Genomic DNA, 19,033 nt, shown 5'->3' with positions numbered 1-19,033 from the left:
TGCCGCACATAGAGATGTGCGGCGAGATGAGTAAATTATACTGATTCTTCTAATGGTGAGCAAAATTATTTATGCGCAGAAACATGAGAATCAAAATGACTGCTTGGTGTGAGGTACTCTTCACGATTAGGATCAACCAGTTTTGATTTCTTAATCATTTTCTCAATGGTGACACCTTGTACCAAAATAGAAAATACCACTACCGCATAGGTCATAATCAAAATAATATCTTTGACATCAGTACCATTCACAAATACTGTTTTGGCCGGTAAGGAAAGCGCCATTGCTAAAGCAAGACCTCCGCGTAAACCACCCCAAGTCATAATTTTTAATGTATATGGATTATAAGTACGGAAGAATTTTAGTACTGAATATGGTATCCATAAACTGAGGTAACGAGCGATCAAACATACTGGAATTGCTAATAACATCATCAAGAAACCTTTGAAGGTAAAGTCGATGAGTAATAACGCAAAACCGATAAGGAAAAAGAGTAGTGAGTTAAGGAAGTGATCGATCATTTCCCAGAAGTGATCAAGATAACGCTGACTTTGTTCTGAGAAGCCACGATGACGTGTCCAGTTACCTACCATAATTCCAGCAACAACCATTGCTAATGCACCAGAAACACCTAACATATTAGCTAGCATAAAGCCTGCTGTTGGAATGGTTAAAGTTAATAGGATTTCCAAGCTACCATCATCTGTTGCTGAAATAAGAATATGGGCAACTAAGCCTAGGACGAAACCAAATAAGATCCCGCCGATTGCTTCGTGTAGGAAAAGATGTAGCACTTCACTCGCGGTCATCTCTTCTGTACTGAAAGCAACAGTGAAAATGGTGACGAAAATTACTAAACCTACACCATCATTAAATAAGGATTCACCCTCAACTTGCATTGATAAACGCTTTGGTGCGCGTAAATTTTTAATAATTGCCAATACAGCAATTGGGTCAGTTGGTGAAATTAATGCACCGAATAATAGACAGTAGATAAAGTCAATCGGTAAGCTGATAAGGTTGGCAACAAGGTAAATTAATGCGCCAACAATAAAAGTAGATGCTAAGGTTGAGAAGAGAGCAAAAATAGTGATTTCCCATTTTTGATCACGTAATACTGGAATTTTAATGCCTAATGCACCAGCAAATAATAAGAACCCTAAGATCCCGTCAAGTAAGAAACTCTTGAAATCAATTTTTTGCATCACTTCGATTGCAATTGAATCGATCTGAAACCAACCAAGATAACCAAGGAGTAATAATAATAAGGAGCCTACCATTGCTGCTGCAGTAATGGCGATAGTAGATTGAATTTTATCGCTGATTTTACTGGTAACGAAACCAAGTATGATCGAGATGGCGGATAAAAAACAAATATAAGTATAAATGCTCATAATAAGCCTTCTTTAGTAAAGTCATTAACGCTCGCTATTAAAGCAATTCATTGGGGATAAGTAAAGTGGTAGTATGTAGGTATATTTTAAAATTTTCTTAGAATTTATGAAAAGTCTGGTTAAAAAGAGTTTACTATTTGTTTTGTTGTTACTATTGCTTGGCTGGTTTTTTCTGCAGCCATTAACAATCTATCCTGTACCGCAAACAACTTATTTTTCCTTTTCAACATTAACTAAAGCAGAATCTTTCGCACCAGACGGTACGACTAAAATCACCTGTTATCAACCATTAGCAAAAACAGCAACAGTGATTAATCAAGATCACTTGCGTATCTTGGTTTGGAATTTACATAAAGGACTTGATCAAGGGTGGCAGCAAGCATTAACACGTTATAGTCAGGATCGTGATTTGTTGCTATTGCAAGAAGTTACCAGTGAACAGAACTTACCTAAGATGTTAAGTGATCTGCCGCAACAATTATTTGCTAGCCCAGTTGCTTATAAAGATATTACGGCGGGAGTGGCGTTATTAACGAAATTTGTTCCACAGCGCTATTGTAGTGCATCCGTAGTAGAACCTTGGATTCGGTTACCAAAATCGAGTATTAGTGCGAGTTATGCTTTGGCAAATGGGCAATCTTTATTGGTAATTAGTGCTCATTTGATTAACTTTGAATGGATACCAGAAGCTTATCAGCAACAATTGCAGCAATTAATACAACAAGTAAAAGCTCATCAAGGACCTGTAATTTTAGCGGGTGATTTTAATGCGTGGAATGCAGAAAGAACAGCCTTAATAAGAGATATGGCTCAACAATTGGGATTAAGTGAAGTTAAATTTACGCCTGATGTAAGAGAACGTTTTAATCAATATCCATTAGATCATCTTTTTGTCCGAGATATGGATGTGATCGAAGCGACTACGGAACAGAGTAAAGCTTCTGATCACAATCCATTATTAGTGGAACTTTCTTTTTCGTCTTTATAGGATAAAGTGTTCAAAAGCGTCGAAATTCGTTGTTTTAGTGCTGAATTTCCAGCGATTTTTTCATTTTTCCACGTATCGAACAAGACTTCTGGGGTGAGTCGTTGTCGCGCTTTTTCTGCTAATGGTTGATAACTAAGATGCCAATATTCGATACCTCGTTTTTTATTGTCTGGCAGTTTAGTGTAGGGTAACTCAAAATCATAGTGCGCAATGTTATCTAGTAAAAACTCCACTAATGGGAAAAAGCAGCTACCTTTTTGGTATGCTTGTGCTTCCAGAGATAAAGGTTCACCTGAAGTGAGCAAATGAGGATCAAAAAAATCGATTTCTGTTCCCCAATGATGACGACTTGCTCCAGGCGGAGAAGACCAATGCAGAATTGCTTCACAACGCTGCCAATCATCTAGCATAGAAAGGTTAATAATATTGCCGTATCTATCATGCACCTTCCTTATACCATTAAATTTATGATTCCAAATCCATTGCTGACGTGCAAAATCACGAAAACAGCTTATTGGTTGTAGATTAAAGCCCGCTTTTTTTGCAGTTTTTTGTAGAGCAAGAAAAGCTTTGGCAGCATCTTTCTGTAAAAAATGTGCAGTGGAATGCGCTAATGGCACAAGGGATAAATGTTGACGTGATTTGCCAGTTAAACAATCAATAGATAACATACATTATTTCCCTAAGAGAGATTGTAACATTTGTATATGTACTGCAGTCAGTGTAGCTAGGTCTGTACAGCTTACACATTCATCAATACGATGGATAGTTTTATTAAGTGGTCCGAGCTCTACTACTTCAGCTCCCATTAACGCAATAAAGCGCCCATCAGAAGTGCCGCCACTGGTTTCCAAGGTAGGGGTAATATTAGCAACTTGTTGCAATGATTGTACGACAGCGTCCACTAATTTACCTTTTGCCGTTAAAAATGGCTGACCGGATAACCACCACTCAAGGCGATATTTCAAGTTATGCTGTTTTAATAACTCTTCTACACGTTGTTTGATCTTATTATCAGTAGTTTCAGTGTTAAAACGTAGATTAAATTGAATGTACAATTCGCCCGGGATTACGTTATTTGAACCTGTACCGGCATGAATATTCGCAATTTGCAGACTAGTTGGTGGGAAAAATTCATTACCATTATCCCATTGAATATTCACTAAATCCTGTATAAATGCAGCTGCTTTATGAATTGGGTTGTCGGCAAGGTGAGGATATGCCACGTGACCTTGAATGCCTTCAATATAAAGATTCCCTGTAATAGAACCTCGGCGTCCGTTTTTAACAATATCGCCAACGACAGTAGTACTAGAAGGTTCGCCTACTAAACAATAATCGACTTGTTCACCACGATCCATTAATGCTTCCACTACTTTTACCGTACCATCTTTTGCCGCTGCTTCCTCATCAGAAGTAATCAAAAAAGCAATACGCCCTGGATGATTAGGGTGCTGTTTGACATATTCTTCAGCAGCAATAACCATTGCCGCTAAGGATCCTTTCATGTCCGCAGCTCCACGACCATATAACAGATCGCCAACGATCTCCGCAGAAAACGGTGGATAATTCCATTGTTGTTCATTACCTGTTGGCACAACATCAGTATGTCCAGCAAATACAATAGTAGGTGCTGATTGACCATGAGTAGCCCAGAGATTTAATGTTTCACCAAATGGCATCCATTCAATATGAAATCCTAATTGAGCTAAACGATCCGCAATTATTTGCTGACAGCCTTCGTCATTGGGGCTGATAGACGGGCGGCGAATTAAGTCTTGAGCTAGAGAGATAACCTGTTGTTTCATTAGTTTACCTCAAAATACTCAGCATATTGTTTTTGATTAAAGCCAATGAGTTGAAGATTATCACCTAATACAATTGGGCGTTTAATCAATGTAGGTTGTGCAAGTAATAGATCGAAAACATTGTCTTGATTTAATTGTTCTTTGGTTTGTTGATCAAGATTACGCCAAGTAGTGCTCTTCTTATTTACCAAATTTTCCCAACCAAAATAATCGGCAACTTGTTGTAAAAAGTTTCGATCGATGCCTTGTTGACGATAATCATGTAATACTGCTTCGAGATGATGTTGTTGCAGCCAAGTTAAAGTCTTTTTCACAGTATCACAATTTTTAATTCCATAGACAGTGAGCATAATTATCCTATCTCAATTTAAAGGTTACGGTTTGTCAAAAACGCTCTATACTAGCAAAGAAATTCTACACAAGGGAATAGTCATAAAATAATTTTATAGGAGGAAAGAATGACACAACATATTGATAAACTCGCATGGATTTTATTAGACAATAAACGTGTATTAATGACACGTTCTTATGGTAAAGATCAGTATTATTTACCGGGTGGCAAACGAGAAAAAGGGGAAAGTGATCAACAAGCATTAATTCGTGAAATTAAAGAGGAATTAAATGTTGATTTATTACCGGATAGCTTACAACTAGTGGAAACCTTTCAAGCACAAGCACATGGTAAAGCAGAAGGGGTAATGGTGATTATGCGTTGTTATCAAGCGCAATATCAAGGAGAACTATCTGCCAGTGCAGAAATTGAAGAAATTCGTTGGCTAACTACTAAAGATAAAGCAATTTGCTCACAAGCGGGATGTTTAGTGTTGGATTATCTTTTTCAGCAAAATTTAATTGATTAGTTATTGAGATAAGAGAGTGGCTAAATTAAAGCCACTCTTTTTTCATCTTAGATAAATTGATACACGATTTGATGCTGATAACGTTTTCCAGCTTTTTGAATCCCACCATATTGATACCATTCCGGATGATTCGGAGCATCTGGCAGCGCTTCAGGTTCAAGTGCAATTGCTTGATAATTCTGATAAGTACCACAATAACTTGGGTTTCCAGCCAAAAAGTTACCTGTATAAACCTGTACTGCAGCTTGAGTGGTGGAAAGAACTAGCGTTAAATCACCCGTTGCCGAAGTCAGTTTAGCGGCAGGTTTTAATTCTCCTACTTTTCCTTGTAGTAGAAATGCATGGTCATAACCACCAACCGCCTGCTGATCGCTATCTTGTAAAAAGTCTTGACCAATGACTTTTGCTTGACGGAAATCAAAGTGAGTATTATCCACTGCGGTCAATGGTTGATTAGGAATACCTTCGTTATTTACTGGTAAATAGTAATCGGCAAATAGTTGCAACTGATGTTGTCTAACATCTGAAACCTTATCATCAAGATTAAAATAAGCGTGGTTGGTGAGGTTTAGTGCAGTGTCTTGATCACTTTCTGCAATAAATTCAATCACAAGCGTATTATCATCTTGTAAACGGTAAATCACTTTTGTTTGTAAGTTTCCTGAGAAACCTTGATCGCCATCTGGTGAATAGAGTGATAGTGTGACACTGTTTTGTTGACTAGCTTCAACTTGCCAGCGACGCTGATCAAATCCATTTCCACCATGTAAGCTATGTAAGTTTTGTTGGTTTTTAACGATATGCAAAGTACGGCCATTCAAACGAAATTTACCTTTTGCAATACGATTGGCAAATCGTCCAATCGTTGCACCTAAATAAGCTTGATTGTTAGCAAGTTGTTCAAGTGGACAACTACATAATACTTCTCTTAATTTACCCTTAACAGGAACAAGAATAGAGAGTAGCGTTGCACCCCAATCCGTTAATTGTACTTGCATACCGTTTGAGTTTGTTAAAGTGATCAACTGATAGGCTTGTTGATCGGGAGCGAAAATACGGCTTTGTTTTAACATAGATGTACACCTTGTGAAGCGGTACAAACATAGAAATCTTCTTTTAATCCAGTTTGCTTATGATAGTTATCAGCAATGATTTTGCGGACAGCTTCGACTTTATCCTGTGGTGCAATCGCTACAATACAGCCGCCAAAACCGCCGCCTGTCATACGAGCTCCGCCCGTTTTTCCAATCACTAATTGCGCTAATTCAACTAAGTAATCAATTTCTGGCACAGTGATTTCAAAATCATCACGCATAGAATCGTGAGATTGCGCCATTAACTCACCTAAACGAGTAATATCATTGTGTTTTAATGCTTCAACCGCTTCTAACACACGTTGATTTTCGGTAACAACGTGTTTTGCTCGTTTATAAGCGAGTGGATTAGCTGCTGCGAGTTCATCACCTTTTGCATTAAATTGTTCAACCGTTACATCACGTAATGCTTTGACACCAAAGAAAGCTGCAGCTTGTTCACATTGCTGGCGACGAGTATTGTATTCTCCATCGACAAGATCGTGTTTAACGTGAGAGTTAACAATCATTACGGCTAAATTATCTGGAATTGGTGTCGGTACAGTATCTAAACTACGGCAATCAATCATAAGTGCATGATGTTCTTGTCCTAAAGCAGAAATTAATTGATCCATATTGCCGCATTGGCAGCCAACAAAAATGTTTTCTGATTTTTGCCCAATCAACGCTAATTCAGTATTAGTTAGCGCTAAATTTCCAAGTTGTTGACAGAATTTCCCTGTTGCAACTTCTAATGCTGCTGAAGAACTTAGGCCAGATGATAGTGGCACATTGCCACTGATGACTAAATTAGCACCTTGTTTAAATTCAGGGCAGACTTGTTGAATAAAATGAACAACACCACGAATATAATTGCACCATTTACGATCGACAGGTTTGATTTCTTCAATTAAAGAAAATTGATCGGTTTCATTTAAATCTGCGGCAAAGATATGGAATTGATGGTCATCACGTAAGTTGCCACAGATAGCCGTACCATAATTGATAGCACAAGGCATTACAAAACCGTCGTTATAATCTGTATGTTCACCAATAAGGTTTACACGTCCTGGCGCATAAACTTGTAGCGTTGGTTGTACAGCGAAACGTTCAATAAAGACTTGTTTAGATTGCTGGATTGGATTCATAAATTCCTCGCTCGATCAATTGGTTTGGCTATAGTGAATAGTGGATAGAGCAGCAAGACGAGTCGCCGCTTGTTCAGCAGTTAAGTCACGTTGTGATTCGGCTAGCATTTCATAGCCCACCATAAATTTACGTACTGTAGCGGAACGTAGCAATGGCGGATAGAAATGTGCATGTAACTGCCAATGTTGATTATCTTCCTGATTAAATGGCGCACCATGGAAGCCCATAGAATAAGGGAAAGAGGTAGAGAATAAATTGTCATATTTGGTAGTCAGTTGTTTAATGGCAACTGCTAAATCAGTTCGTTGTGCTTCATTTAGTTCAGTTAAGCGTTGAACGTGAGCTTTTGGTAATAATAAGGTTTCGAAAGGCCAAATTGCCCAAAAAGGTACGACCGCTAACCAATGCTCTGTATCAACCACAATACGTTCTTTGCGTTGTAATTCTTGTTGCACATAATCGACTAACAAAACTGAACCATGTTGCGCCAAATATTGGCGTTGCATTTGATCTTCTCGAGCAATTTCATTCGGTAGGAAACTATTTGCCCAAATTTGTCCATGCGGATGTGGGTTTGAACATCCCATTGCCGCACCTTTATTCTCAAAAATTTGTACCCATGGATATTGTTGTCCTAATTCTGTAAGTTGCTGTTGCCACACTTTGATCACTTCAACAATTTCTTGTTCTGTCAATAATGGTAGTGTTTTACTGTGATCGGGAGAAAAACAGACAACACGACTCTCTCCAGTCGCTTGAGAAACTTGAAATAACGGATTATCGCTTGCTGGTGGTGTCGGTGTTTGTGTCAGCAAAGCGGAAAAATCATTCTTAAATACAAATGGTTTTGTATATTGTGGATTTTGTTCACCAGTAATGCGCTTGTTGCCTGGACAAAGGTAACAATTTGGATCGTGGCTAGGTTTTTGCTCATCTACAACCTTTTCTTGCTGACCTTGCCAAGGGCGTTTTGCACGATGTGGTGAAACAAGAACATACTCACCTTTAAGCGGATTATAACGACGATGTGGATGTTCAGTAGGATCAAAAAAATCGCTCATGAGATATTCCTTGTATTAAAAATGAAAACGGTTACAAAATTTCTGTGTAAGATACCAATTATTTGGCGAATAAACTGTTATCTAGATCACAAAAAGAACATATTTATCCCTATATAGGTTAATTTAGCGGTATTATTTAAGCAAATTATGTAACAGAGTCATTGATGGGTTGAAAATATGGTAACAATTCGTGATGTAGCTAAGTTAGCTGGCGTTTCCGTAGCCACTGTTTCTCGGGTATTAAATAATCATGAAAGTATTAGTGATAAGGCAAAAAATAAAGTATTACAAGCAGTTACAGAATTAAATTATCAGCCGAATGCAAATGCTCAAGCTTTAGCGTCGCAAAGTATTGATACGATAGGGGTGGTTGTAACTGATGTAACAGATGCCTTTTTTGCTATTTTAGTAAAATCAGTTGATCAGGTTGCGGAAAAGTATCAAAAAAATATTTTGATTGGCATTGGTTATCACAATGCAGAGAAAGAACGTAAGGCGATTGATAACCTTTTACGTAAGCGTTGTACCTGTTTAGTAGTGCACGCTAAAGCCTTGTCTGATGAGGAGTTGGCGAATTATTTACGAGCAGTAAAAGGAATGGTCATTATCAATCGTGTGATACCAGGTTTCGAACATCGCTGTGTTGGTTTAGATAATACTAAAGGTACTGAAATTGCGACTGAAACCTTGATTAAATGCGGTCATCGCTGCATTGGTTATATTGGATCTAACCATCCGATCCATGATGAAACAGACCGTTTACAGGGTTACTTGAATATGTTGCAAAAATATAATCTACCTGTACGTAAATTAGCGATAACACAAGCTTCACCAAACTTTGAAGGTGGTGAAGAGGCAATGATCAATTTATTGAGTTATAACAGTGACTTAACTGCTGTGGTAGCATATAACGATTCTATGGCGTCTGGGGCAATGTCAGTACTTAGTGAAAACGGTATTATAGTGCCAAAAGATTTTTCTGTTATTGGTTTTGATGATATGCCGATTGCAAACCATTTAATTCCTAAATTAACAACTATTCGTTATCCTATTGATTTAATGGCAAATTATGCAGCTGAATTAGCGCTTGGTTTAGCTAATGATGATGTAAATTTACCAAAACCGATTCAATTTAATCCTACTTTAGTAAGACGTTTTTCCGTAGAAAGACGGCAAAAATAAAAAAAATTGTAATGGAGTTACATTTTTGTGAAACCGATCACATCAAAGGTGCAAAAAAAGCGGTATGCTATTAACAGTTATTATTTCTGCAAGAGTGGTATGGAAAGATAACAAAATAGTTGGCGAATAAGTAGCGAGCTATTAAACGAAGGAAAGTTGTTAACTTTAACACTATGAATTTCCAGTAAAATATAATCAGGAGATCTGTATTATGAAGAAAATTGTATTAAGTGCGATTGCTTTATCATTAGGCTTAGGTTTAGGTTCTGTAGCACAAGCAAAAGATGTGCGTATCGGTGTAACCATTTACAAATACGATGACAACTTTATGTCATTAATGCGTAAAGAAATTAATAAAGATGCAGAAAAAGTTCCTGGCATTAAATTATTAATGAATGACTCGTAAAATGCACAATCAATCCAAAATGACCAAGTAGATGTTCTACTTTCTAAAGGTGTTAAAGCGTTAGCAATTAACTTAGTTGACCCTTCAGCAGCACCAACCATTATTGCTAAAGCAAAACCAAGTAATGTACCAGTTGTATTCTTCAACAAAGATCCAGGTCAAAAAGCAATCGACAGCTATGATTTAGCATACTTCGTTGGTACTGATCCAAAAGAATCTGGCGTTATCCAAGGTGACTTAATTGCAAAACAATGGAAAGCAAATCCAGATTGGGACTTAAATAAAGACGGTAAAATCCAATTTGTATTATTAAAAGGTGAACCAGGCCACCCAGATGCAGAAGCACGTACTAAATATGTGATTGAGGAATTAAATGCAAAAGGTATCCAAACTGAGCAACTCTTCTTAGATACTGGTATGTGGGATGCTGCGATGGCGAAAGATAAAACTGACGCATGGTTATCAAGCTCTAAAGCAAAAGATATCGAAGTTATCATCTCTAACAACGATGGTATGGCAATGGGTGCATTAGAAGCAACTAAAGCACATGGTAAGAAATTACCAATCTTTGGTGTTGATGCATTACCAGAAGTATTGCAATTAATTAAGAAAGGTGAAATTTCAGGTACTGTGTTAAATGATGGTGTAAACCAAGCGCAAGCAGTTGTTGATTTATCTAACAACTTAGCACATGGCAAAGCAGCTGACGAAGGTACACAATGGAAAATTAATAAACGTTATGTTCGTGTTCCATATGTTGGCGTAGATAAAGATAATTTAGGTGATTTCTTAAAATAATACCGTGATTTGTCATTCCTAGAGGGGAGATTCCTCCCCTCTTTCGTTAGTTTGGGGTTAGATATGTCAATGCAAGTCGAAAACCGAAGTGAAATACTGTTAGAAATGAAGGACGTCAGTAAGTCATTTCCCGGTGTGAAAGCGCTCGATCATGCAAACTTAACGGTACGTTCATATTCCGTGCATGCATTAATGGGTGAAAATGGTGCAGGAAAATCAACATTACTGAAATGTCTGTTCGGTATTTACGCCAAAGATGAAGGTGAGATTCTTTATCTCGGAAAAACAGTTAATTTTAAAACATCAAAAGAGGCACTGGAAAACGGGATTTCCATGGTGCACCAAGAATTAAACTTAGTTCGTCAAAGAAGTGTAATGGATAACCTTTGGTTAGGTCGTTATCCATTGAAAGCAGGATTAGTGGATCATGGTAAAATGTATCGTGATACAAAAGCGATTTTTGATGAATTAGATATTGATATTGATCCAAAAGAAAGAGTTGCAAAACTTTCTGTTTCACAAATGCAGATGATTGAGATTGCAAAAGCTTTCTCATACAACGCAAAAATTGTGATTATGGACGAACCGACATCGTCCCTTTCAGAAAAAGAAGTCGATCATTTATTTAAGATTATTGCAAAACTGAAGAATCGTGGTTGTGGAATTATCTATATTTCACACAAAATGGACGAAATTTTCAAAATCTGTGATGAAGTCACCATCTTACGTGATGGTAAATGGGTGAATACGGTTGCAATTAAAGATACCAATATGGATCAATTAGTTGCAATGATGGTAGGGCGTGAATTAACACAGCGCTTCCCAGAAAAACACAATGTACCAAAAGAAACTATCCTTACCGTAGAACATTTAACTGCCAAAAACCAACCTTCTATCCAAGATGTTAGCTTTGAACTTCGTAAAGGTGAAATTCTTGGTATCGCTGGGTTAGTTGGTGCAAAACGTACTGATATTGTAGAAACCATTTTTGGTATTCGTGAAAAACGCAGCGGTACAATCAAATTGCATGGTAAAGAAATGCGTAACCGTAGTGCATTAGAAGCGATTAATAATGGTTTTGCATTGATTACGGAAGAACGCCGTTCGACAGGTATTTATGCCAATTTGAGCATTGAATTTAACTCCTTGATTTCCAATATGAAATCTTACTTAGGTAAATTTGGCTTATTGAGTACAACTAAAATGAAAAGTGATACTCAATGGGTTATTGATTCAATGAATGTAAAAACACCATCACATCGTACCAATATTGGTTCACTTTCTGGTGGTAACCAACAAAAAGTGATTATTGGTCGTTGGTTATTAACGCAACCTGAAATTTTAATGATGGATGAACCAACACGTGGTATTGACGTTGGTGCAAAATTTGAAATTTACCAATTAATGATGCAGTTAGCGGAAAAAGACAAAGGGATCATTATGATTTCTTCTGAAATGCCTGAACTTTTGGGGGTAACCGACAGAATTTTAGTAATGAGTAATGGTCGTGTTGCAGGTATTGTCGAAACGGCAAAAACTTCGCAAGAAGAGATTTTGCAACTAGCAGCGAAATATTTATAGTTGATAAAAGGATTGAATTATGGTTGGTATTCAACAAAAAAAATCACTAGATTTTATGAAACAAAATGCAATCTATTTTGTTCTATTGATCTTGTTAGGGGTGATCGTTTCTCAAGATGATACCTTTTTAAGTTTATTGAACTTCAGTAACATTCTCACACAATCATCAGTAAGATTGATTATTGCACTAGGTATGGCGGGTATTTTGATTACTCAAGGTACTGACTTATCTGCTGGTCGTCAGGTTGGTCTTGCTGCGGTAGTGTCTGCTACTATGTTACAAGCGTTAGATAATACAAACCGAGTATTCCCAGATTTAGCAGAAATGCCAATTCCGGTGGTAATTCTTATTGTATGTGGTATTGGTGCAGTGATTGGGATGGTGAATGGTTTAATTGTTGCTTATCTTAATGTAACACCATTTATTGCTACCTTAGGTACGATGATTATCGTTTATGGTGCTAACTCACTTTACTATGATGCAGTAGGTTCTTCACCAATTGCTGGATTTAGCAAATCATTCTCAGAATTTACACAAGGTTTTTTCCAATTAGGTGATTTTAGACTCTCTTATATCACGATTTATGCTGCGGTTGCTGCGTTCTTTGTTTGGGTAGTGTGGAATAAAACCCGCTTTGGCAAAAATATGTTTGCTATCGGTGGTAACCCAGAAGCTGCAAGAGTATCAGGTGTAAACGTAGCTCGTAACTTAATCTTTGTCTATGTTCTAGCTGGTGCCTTCTATGGTTTCGCAGGGATGTTAGAAGGCGGTCGTATCGGTAGTGCAACTAACAACCTTGGTTTTATGTACGAATTGGATGCTATCGCTGCTTGTGTGGTTGGTGGTGTATCATTCGCTGGTGGTGTGGGTACAGTTATCGGTGTTATCACTGGGGTAATCATCTTCACCGTTATCAACTATGGTTTAACTTATATCGGTGTTAACCCATATTGGCAATACATTATCAAAGGTACAATTATTATCTTAGCGGTTGCAATTGACTCTTTGAAATATGCGAAGAAGAAATAATAGTTAGGTTTCATATAACATCCTTAAATAACTTCTGCATCCTATTAAAAATAGGGTGCAGTTTTTTTATATGGATAAAGATAATGAGTTAATAGCATAAAAATAAAATTATTTAATAAAAGGTGATAGCGATAGAGCATTTAACGATTAAATCGAGTATGATCAAAAAGTATTTAACACTAAGTGAATGGTGGTATTTATGAAACAATTTATGTTATTGCTTATGTCAATCAGTGTACTTGCCAGCTGTGCTTTATCTCCGGAAGAACAACGAGCAAGGGAAGAGGCGAAAGTTCGTCAGCAACAAGCATTACAGGTTTCTCTAGCAAAACAATGTGATGAAGAAACAGCATATTTGATGAAACGTCATTTTGATCAAGATATTGGTTTAACTGAAAAACAGCAAAAAGAGTTTAAAGCAGAATATACCAAGAAAGTGAATGATCCGATGTTCCAAGCTTGTTATAAATTGGCATTACAAAATTATATGGCAGAACAGCAAATTAGACAGATGGAAATTGAAAGACAATTCTATGAAGATTATCCACCTTATGATTTAGGCAGACCTATCTTTCGTCATCGTTATTGGGGATATTGGTAAGATAAATACCTTTTGTATTTACTAGTGATAAATAGACGTATTGATATCTAAAAGTCGTAAGGAAAAATAGTTCAATAAATAGGTAGAAATGAATAGTGAGTTAAAACAGCATAGAGATTATGTAATGGAAAAATGAAAATGGAATCAGTGGATATGACAGCTAAAAATATTGAAAAAATAGAAGCTCTTTTCCCCAATTGCATTACCGAAAGTCGGAATGAAAACGGCCAGTTAAAGAAAGCCATTAATTTTGAACTGCTGAAACAAATGCTCTCCGACGATGTGCTTGAAGGTGATGAAGCCTATGAATTCACATGGGTAGGTAAAAAAGCGGCTATCGTGGAAGCCAATAAACCCATCCGTAAAACCCTACGCCCATGCCAAGAAGAGTCGGTAAATTGGGATACGACTGAGAATCTTTATATTGAAGGGGATAACCTTGAAGTCTTGAAATTGTTGCAAGAGAGTTATCTAGGTAAGGTGAAGATGATTTATATTGATCCGCCATATAACACGGGAAATGATTTTATTTACCGAGATAATTTTGCGACTTCTACTGAGGACTATGAAGAAGAAGCAGGTAGTTTTGATGAAGACGGTAATCGTTTATTTAAAAATACAGATTCTAATGGAAGGTTCCATTCAGACTGGTGTTCGATGATTTATTCACGCTTGATGTTGGCGAGGAATTTGCTGGCGAATGATGGGGTGATTTTTATTAGTATTGATGAGGGAGAACAAGGAAATTTAGCAAAGATTTGTGATGAGGTGTTTGGAGCTGATGGATTTTTAGCGAATATTGTGTGGAAACATACTCAGCAGAGCAAGAACGATGAACCTCACTTCTCGCGACAGTATAATAATATACTGTTGTATGTTAAGGATAAGAGATTTCTTTCAAAATTTTATTTTGAAAGGACTGAAGAGGACAATAAAAATTATAGCAATCCAGATAATGACCCCAAGGGATTATGGAGAAGTGGGGATGTGAGAAGTCCAAGTTACAGACCTACGCTTTGTTATCCTATTATGGCACCAAATGGGAAAATTATAGATGCACCTACAAATGGATGGCGGTGGTCAGAATCTGTTCTACAAGAGAAACTGTCATCTGGGGAAATAAAATTTAAACAAGATAATTCTGGAATTATTAGAAAAATTTATTTGTGTGAACAACATGGAAGAACTCCTGAAAATTTATGGGCAGGTTCTCAATTTGGCACTTCAAGACAAGCGGCAGCATTAATTAAGAGTTTGTTTGACGGAATTCAGATTTTTGATACTCCTAAACCAATAGAATTAGTTGAAAAAATGCTTCAAATCTCATCTGCTGGAGATTCCATCATCCTTGACTTCTTCTCCGGCTCTGCCACTACTGCTCACGCCGTAATGAAACTCAACGCCGAAGATGGCGGTAATCGAAAATTCATTATGGTGCAGCTGCCTGAAGCGACAGATGAAAAATCAGAAGCCTATAAAGCAGGTTATAAGAATATCTGCGAAATCGGCAAGGAGCGCATTCGCCGTGCCGCCAAGAAAATAGCCGAAGAGTTTACCCCCCCCCCCCTACGCACACATTTGACGGCGGTTTCCGTGTTCTGAAGTTAGACGACAGCAATATGACCGATGTGTATTACACGCCATCCGAGTACTCGCAAGAGATGTTGGCAGGGCTTGAGTCAAATATCAAGGCAGATCGTACAGATTTAGACTTATTATTTGGCTGCTTATTGGAATGGGGACTACCACTTTCTTTACCGTATCATTCAGAGCAAATAGAGGGTTACACTGTCCATAACTATAATGACGGTGATTTAATCGCTTGTTTTGAAGAGGATATTCCTGATAGCGTGATTAAAGCGATTGCCAAGCAAAAGCCATTACGTGCGGTATTTCGCGATAGCAGTTTTGCCAGTAGCCCTGCCAAAATCAACGTGGGTGAAATCTTTAAACTCATAGCACCTGATACTCGTGTGAAAGTTATTTAGGCAGGAATAGCGATGAAATTACAGTTTAAACATCAAAAGTTCCAAGTCGATGCCGCTAAAGCCGTCGTCGATGTTTTTGCAGGGCAACTTTACCATACGCCTTCGTATATGATGGATAAGGGTGTGATGCAAGCACAGAGCTCATTGACAGAAGAGCAAGATTTCACCGGTTGGAGCAATCAGAAAATCGGTTTAAGTGACATCGCTATTCTCGAAAACTTGCAGAAGGTGCAACGCAGCTATCAACTCAAGCCTTCTGATAAGTTAGAAGGGCGTTACAATCTCACCATTGAGATGGAAACGGGGGTGGGTAAGACCTATACTTATATCAAGACCATGTATGAACTCAATCGTGCCTATGGCTGGAGCAAGTTTATTGTGGTGGTACCGAGCATTGCGATTCGTGAGGGGGTATACAAGTCTTTTCAGATTACGCAAGAGCATTTTGCAGAAGAATATGGTAAAAAGGTACGCTTTTTTATCTATGACTCAAAACGTTTGACGGAGATTGATCGCTTTGCCTCAGATAATGCGATTAATGTGATGATTATCAATGCACAAGCCTTTAATGCCAAAGGTAAGGACGCACGACGTATCTACATGAAATTAGATGAGTTTCGTTCACGTCGTCCTATTGATATTATCGCTAAAACCAATCCCATCGTGATTATTGATGAACCGCAATCCGTGGAGGGTAAACAAACCAAGGAAAACCTTAAGCAATTCAATCCCTTAATGACACTGCGTTATTCGGCGACGCATAAAAAAGACAGCATTTATAACATGGTGTATCGTCTTGATGCGGTGGAAGCCTATAACAAACGCTTAGTGAAGAAAATTGCCGTAAAAGGCATTCACCCATCTGGAAGTAGTGCGACAGAGAGTTTTGTCTATTTGGAGGGCATTAATCTCTCTAAAGCCGCACCGACAGCGACGATTCAGTTTGACTATAAGACCAAAACTGGAGTGAAAAAAGTTACTCGCACGGTTTCTGAGGGGTATAACTTATACGATAATTCTGGTGAGTTAGAACAGTATAAAGATGGTTTTGTCGTCGCTCGCATTGATGGACGGGATGATTCGGTTGAGTTTGTCAATGGTATTAAGATTTATGCGGGTGATGTGATTGGAAATATCAGCATTGATCAGTTGCGCCGTATCCAAATCAGAGAAACGATCGATTCGCATATCCGACGAGAACGAGAGCTATTTCATAAAGGGATTAAAGTGCTCTCCCTATTCTTTATCGATGAAGTCGCTAAGTACAAACAATATGACGAGGCAGGGCAACCATTTAATGGCGACTATGCAACGATGTTTGAAGAAGAATATCACGATGTCATCGCACATCTTCAAACAGAAATCGGTGATGAGGGCTACCTTCAGTATTTAGAGGCGATATCTGCTGATAAAACACACGCAGGTTATTTTTCCATTGATAAAAAAGGGAGAATGATTGATTCCAAATTGGGCCGCAAAGAAACCTCCACAGATGATGTGGATGCGTACGATTTAATCATGAAAAACAAGGAGTTATTGCTGGATAGAAACCCAAGCAAGTCGCCTGTACGTTTTATTTTCTCTCACTCCGCTTTGCGAGAAGGTTGGGATAATCCCAATGTTTTTCAGATTTGTACCTTAAAACAAAGTACGAGTGATACTCGTAAACGTCAAGAAGTGGGGCGTGGATTGCGTCTTTGTGTGAACCAAGAAGGTGAACGCATGGATGTGAATATGCTAGGTGAGGATGTGCATAATGTGAACATTCTGACCGTTATTGCCAGCGAGAGTTACGATAGTTTTTCCAAAGGTTTACAAGAAGAGTTGGCACAGGATGTCGCCGATAGACCTCGTGCAGTGACAGACGAGATTTTTAAATTTAAAACACTCACAAACGCACAAGGTGAACCGTGTATTGCGGATGCCGATATGGTAGCTAAGATTCTCCATGCTCTGATTAAACAAGATTATATTGATGAAAAGAATTTGCTAACAGATAAATACCACGAACACAGGCGTAGTGGTACTCTCGTCTTTCCGGATAGTGTAGCTAGTTATGCTGATTCCATCATTACTATACTTGACTCTGTCTACGATGAGCGTGTGATGCAGCCAGAGAATGCTCGCTACAATAATGTAGAGTTATATCTTGATGAAGATAAACTCGCAATGCCAGAGTTTAAAGCACTATGGGCGAAAATCAATGCAAAATCTGTCTATATTGTTGATTTTGAAACAGAGGAATTGGTAAAGAAATCCATCCAATCATTGGATAAAAATCTACGCATCTCGAGGATTTATTATCGTGTAGAAACAGGGATAATGGATGAAATCAGTTCCAAGGAAGCATTGATAAATAGTATGGCTTTTGTTAAAGAGCAGAGTGGAGATTATGGAAGTACTACTATAGTAAAATCTGATATCAAATATGATCTTATTGGAAAGCTTGTTAATGCAACAGGCTTAACGCGTAAAGCAATTATTCAGATTTTGCGTGGTATTCAACCCTCGATTTTTAATCAGTTTCAAAACAATCCAGAAGAGTTTATTCTTAAAGCATCTTCCTTAATTAACGATGAAAAAGCGACAGCTATTATTCAACATATCACCTACAATGTGATGGATGAGCAGTATGGTACAGAAATCTTCACAGATCCAACAATTAAGGGACGTTTAGATGCCAATGCCATAAAAACGCAAAAGCATTTATATGACCACCTTATCTATGATTCAAGTAATGAGAGAGAATTTGCCGCAGAACTTGATATTAGTAAGGAAGTTGCCGTCTATGTGAAGCTACCAAATAGCTTTTATATCTCCACCCCAGTAGGAAATTATAATCCTGATTGGGCAATTGCGTTCTACCAAGGCTCCATAAAACATATTTATTTTGTGGCAGAAACCAAAGGATCCATGAATTCTATGCAGTTGCGTCTAATCGAGGAGTCAAAAATCCATTGTGCACGAGAGCATTTCAAAGCAATTAGTAATGGTGATGTGGTTTATGAGGTGGTGGATAGTTATGATTCATTATTAACGAAAGTAATGAAGTAAAATATCTCTACATACTGGATTTGTAAATAAAAAGAGTGAGTTAAAATCTGATTAACTTAC

The 19,033-nt window shown here is 37.8% G+C and carries 16 protein-coding genes and 1 pseudogene; 10 read left to right on the top strand and 7 right to left on the bottom strand.

The features are described 5' to 3' along the window. Window positions 1-65: 65 nt before the first annotated feature. Complete coding sequence (locus tag NYR30_RS09690; RefSeq protein WP_066106027.1) at window positions 66-1,394, bottom strand: cation:proton antiporter; 1,329 nt, start codon at window positions 1,392-1,394, stop codon at window positions 66-68. Window positions 1,395-1,536: 142 nt separating this feature from the next. Between NYR30_RS09690 and NYR30_RS09685 the strand changes: the two genes are divergently transcribed. Continuing rightward, window positions 1,537-2,382, top strand: a complete 846-nt coding sequence (locus NYR30_RS09685; protein ID WP_302500814.1) for an endonuclease/exonuclease/phosphatase family protein — start codon at window positions 1,537-1,539, stop codon at window positions 2,380-2,382. Here the strand turns inward: NYR30_RS09685 and NYR30_RS09680 are convergent. The 3 genes from NYR30_RS09680 to NYR30_RS09670 are packed head-to-tail and all read right to left on the bottom strand — an operon-like array spanning window position 2,340 to window position 4,540. Then, entirely contained in the window at window positions 2,340-3,053 is a 714-nt protein-coding gene (locus tag NYR30_RS09680; protein WP_302500812.1) for a M15 family metallopeptidase, read from the bottom strand. The two genes, NYR30_RS09685 and NYR30_RS09680, sit on opposite strands and share 43 nt — an antisense overlap. A 3-nt stretch (window positions 3,054-3,056) precedes the next feature. Continuing rightward, window positions 3,057-4,190, bottom strand: a complete 1,134-nt coding sequence (gene dapE / locus NYR30_RS09675; protein ID WP_302500807.1) for a succinyl-diaminopimelate desuccinylase — start codon at window positions 4,188-4,190, stop codon at window positions 3,057-3,059. Further along, window positions 4,190-4,540, bottom strand: a complete 351-nt coding sequence (locus tag NYR30_RS09670; RefSeq protein WP_066421225.1) for an ArsC family reductase — start codon at window positions 4,538-4,540, stop codon at window positions 4,190-4,192. The genes dapE and NYR30_RS09670 overlap by 1 nt, the downstream gene beginning before the upstream one ends. Window positions 4,541-4,648: 108 nt before the next feature. On the opposite strand from NYR30_RS09670, the gene NYR30_RS09665 reads away from it, so the two are divergent. Beyond that, window positions 4,649-5,050 carry an NUDIX hydrolase gene (locus NYR30_RS09665; RefSeq protein ID WP_066421222.1) on the top strand — a complete coding sequence of 134 codons (402 nt, stop codon included), beginning with the start codon at window positions 4,649-4,651 and terminating at the stop codon, window positions 5,048-5,050. Between the two features lie 47 nt (window positions 5,051-5,097). Here the strand turns inward: NYR30_RS09665 and galM are convergent, their stop codons facing one another. The 3 genes from galM to galT are packed head-to-tail and all read right to left on the bottom strand — an operon-like array spanning window position 5,098 to window position 8,333. Next, the gene (galM, locus tag NYR30_RS09660) at window positions 5,098-6,123 is read right to left on the bottom strand and encodes a galactose-1-epimerase (protein WP_066421219.1); all 1,026 of its coding nucleotides are present in this window, start codon (window positions 6,121-6,123) and stop codon (window positions 5,098-5,100) included. Continuing rightward, window positions 6,117-7,271 carry a galactokinase gene (gene galK / locus NYR30_RS09655; RefSeq protein ID WP_066421217.1) on the bottom strand — a complete coding sequence of 385 codons (1,155 nt, stop codon included), beginning with the start codon at window positions 7,269-7,271 and terminating at the stop codon, window positions 6,117-6,119. The genes galM and galK overlap by 7 nt, the downstream gene beginning before the upstream one ends. A 15-nt stretch (window positions 7,272-7,286) precedes the next feature. Beyond that, window positions 7,287-8,333 carry a galactose-1-phosphate uridylyltransferase gene (gene galT, locus NYR30_RS09650; RefSeq protein WP_066421213.1) on the bottom strand — a complete coding sequence of 349 codons (1,047 nt, stop codon included), beginning with the start codon at window positions 8,331-8,333 and terminating at the stop codon, window positions 7,287-7,289. Between the two features lie 177 nt (window positions 8,334-8,510). Between galT and NYR30_RS09645 the strand changes: the two genes are divergently transcribed. The 8 genes and pseudogenes from NYR30_RS09645 (at window position 8,511) to NYR30_RS09610 (ending at window position 18,973) form a co-directional block, all read left to right on the top strand. Continuing rightward, window positions 8,511-9,515 carry a substrate-binding domain-containing protein gene (locus NYR30_RS09645; RefSeq protein WP_066106077.1) on the top strand — a complete coding sequence of 335 codons (1,005 nt, stop codon included), beginning with the start codon at window positions 8,511-8,513 and terminating at the stop codon, window positions 9,513-9,515. A 211-nt stretch (window positions 9,516-9,726) separates the two neighbouring features. Continuing rightward, window positions 9,727-10,719 (top strand): annotated as a pseudogene (gene mglB, locus NYR30_RS09640) (galactose/glucose ABC transporter substrate-binding protein MglB). Between the two features lie 63 nt (window positions 10,720-10,782). Continuing rightward, entirely contained in the window at window positions 10,783-12,300 is a 1,518-nt protein-coding gene (mglA, locus tag NYR30_RS09635; RefSeq protein ID WP_066421204.1) for a galactose/methyl galactoside ABC transporter ATP-binding protein MglA, read from the top strand. A 19-nt stretch (window positions 12,301-12,319) separates the two neighbouring features. Further along, window positions 12,320-13,330, top strand: a complete 1,011-nt coding sequence (gene mglC / locus NYR30_RS09630) for a galactose/methyl galactoside ABC transporter permease MglC (RefSeq protein ID WP_066421201.1) — start codon at window positions 12,320-12,322, stop codon at window positions 13,328-13,330. A gap of 199 nt (window positions 13,331-13,529) precedes the next feature. Further along, a complete protein-coding gene (locus tag NYR30_RS09625) occupies window positions 13,530-13,931 on the top strand; it encodes a hypothetical protein (RefSeq protein WP_066421197.1) in 402 nt (133 codons plus the stop codon). Window positions 13,932-14,069: 138 nt separating this feature from the next. Continuing rightward, window positions 14,070-15,533: a site-specific DNA-methyltransferase gene (locus tag NYR30_RS09620; protein WP_302500797.1), complete on the top strand. Its 1,464-nt coding sequence runs from the start codon at window positions 14,070-14,072 to the stop codon at window positions 15,531-15,533. A 17-nt stretch (window positions 15,534-15,550) separates the two neighbouring features. Continuing rightward, on the top strand, window positions 15,551-15,919 hold the full coding sequence (locus NYR30_RS09615) for a hypothetical protein (RefSeq protein WP_231923816.1): 369 nt from the start codon (window positions 15,551-15,553) through the stop codon (window positions 15,917-15,919). A 12-nt stretch (window positions 15,920-15,931) separates the two neighbouring features. Beyond that, the gene (locus NYR30_RS09610) at window positions 15,932-18,973 is read left to right on the top strand and encodes a type III restriction-modification system endonuclease (protein WP_066421194.1); all 3,042 of its coding nucleotides are present in this window, start codon (window positions 15,932-15,934) and stop codon (window positions 18,971-18,973) included. The last annotated feature ends 60 nt before the right edge of the window (window positions 18,974-19,033 follow it).

The organism is Gallibacterium salpingitidis (assembly GCF_030517105.1).
Classification (GTDB): Bacteria; Pseudomonadota; Gammaproteobacteria; order Enterobacterales; family Pasteurellaceae; genus Gallibacterium; species Gallibacterium salpingitidis.
The sequence above is the reverse complement of the archived record's forward strand: the minus strand, read 5'-3'. Positions and strand labels throughout refer to the sequence as shown.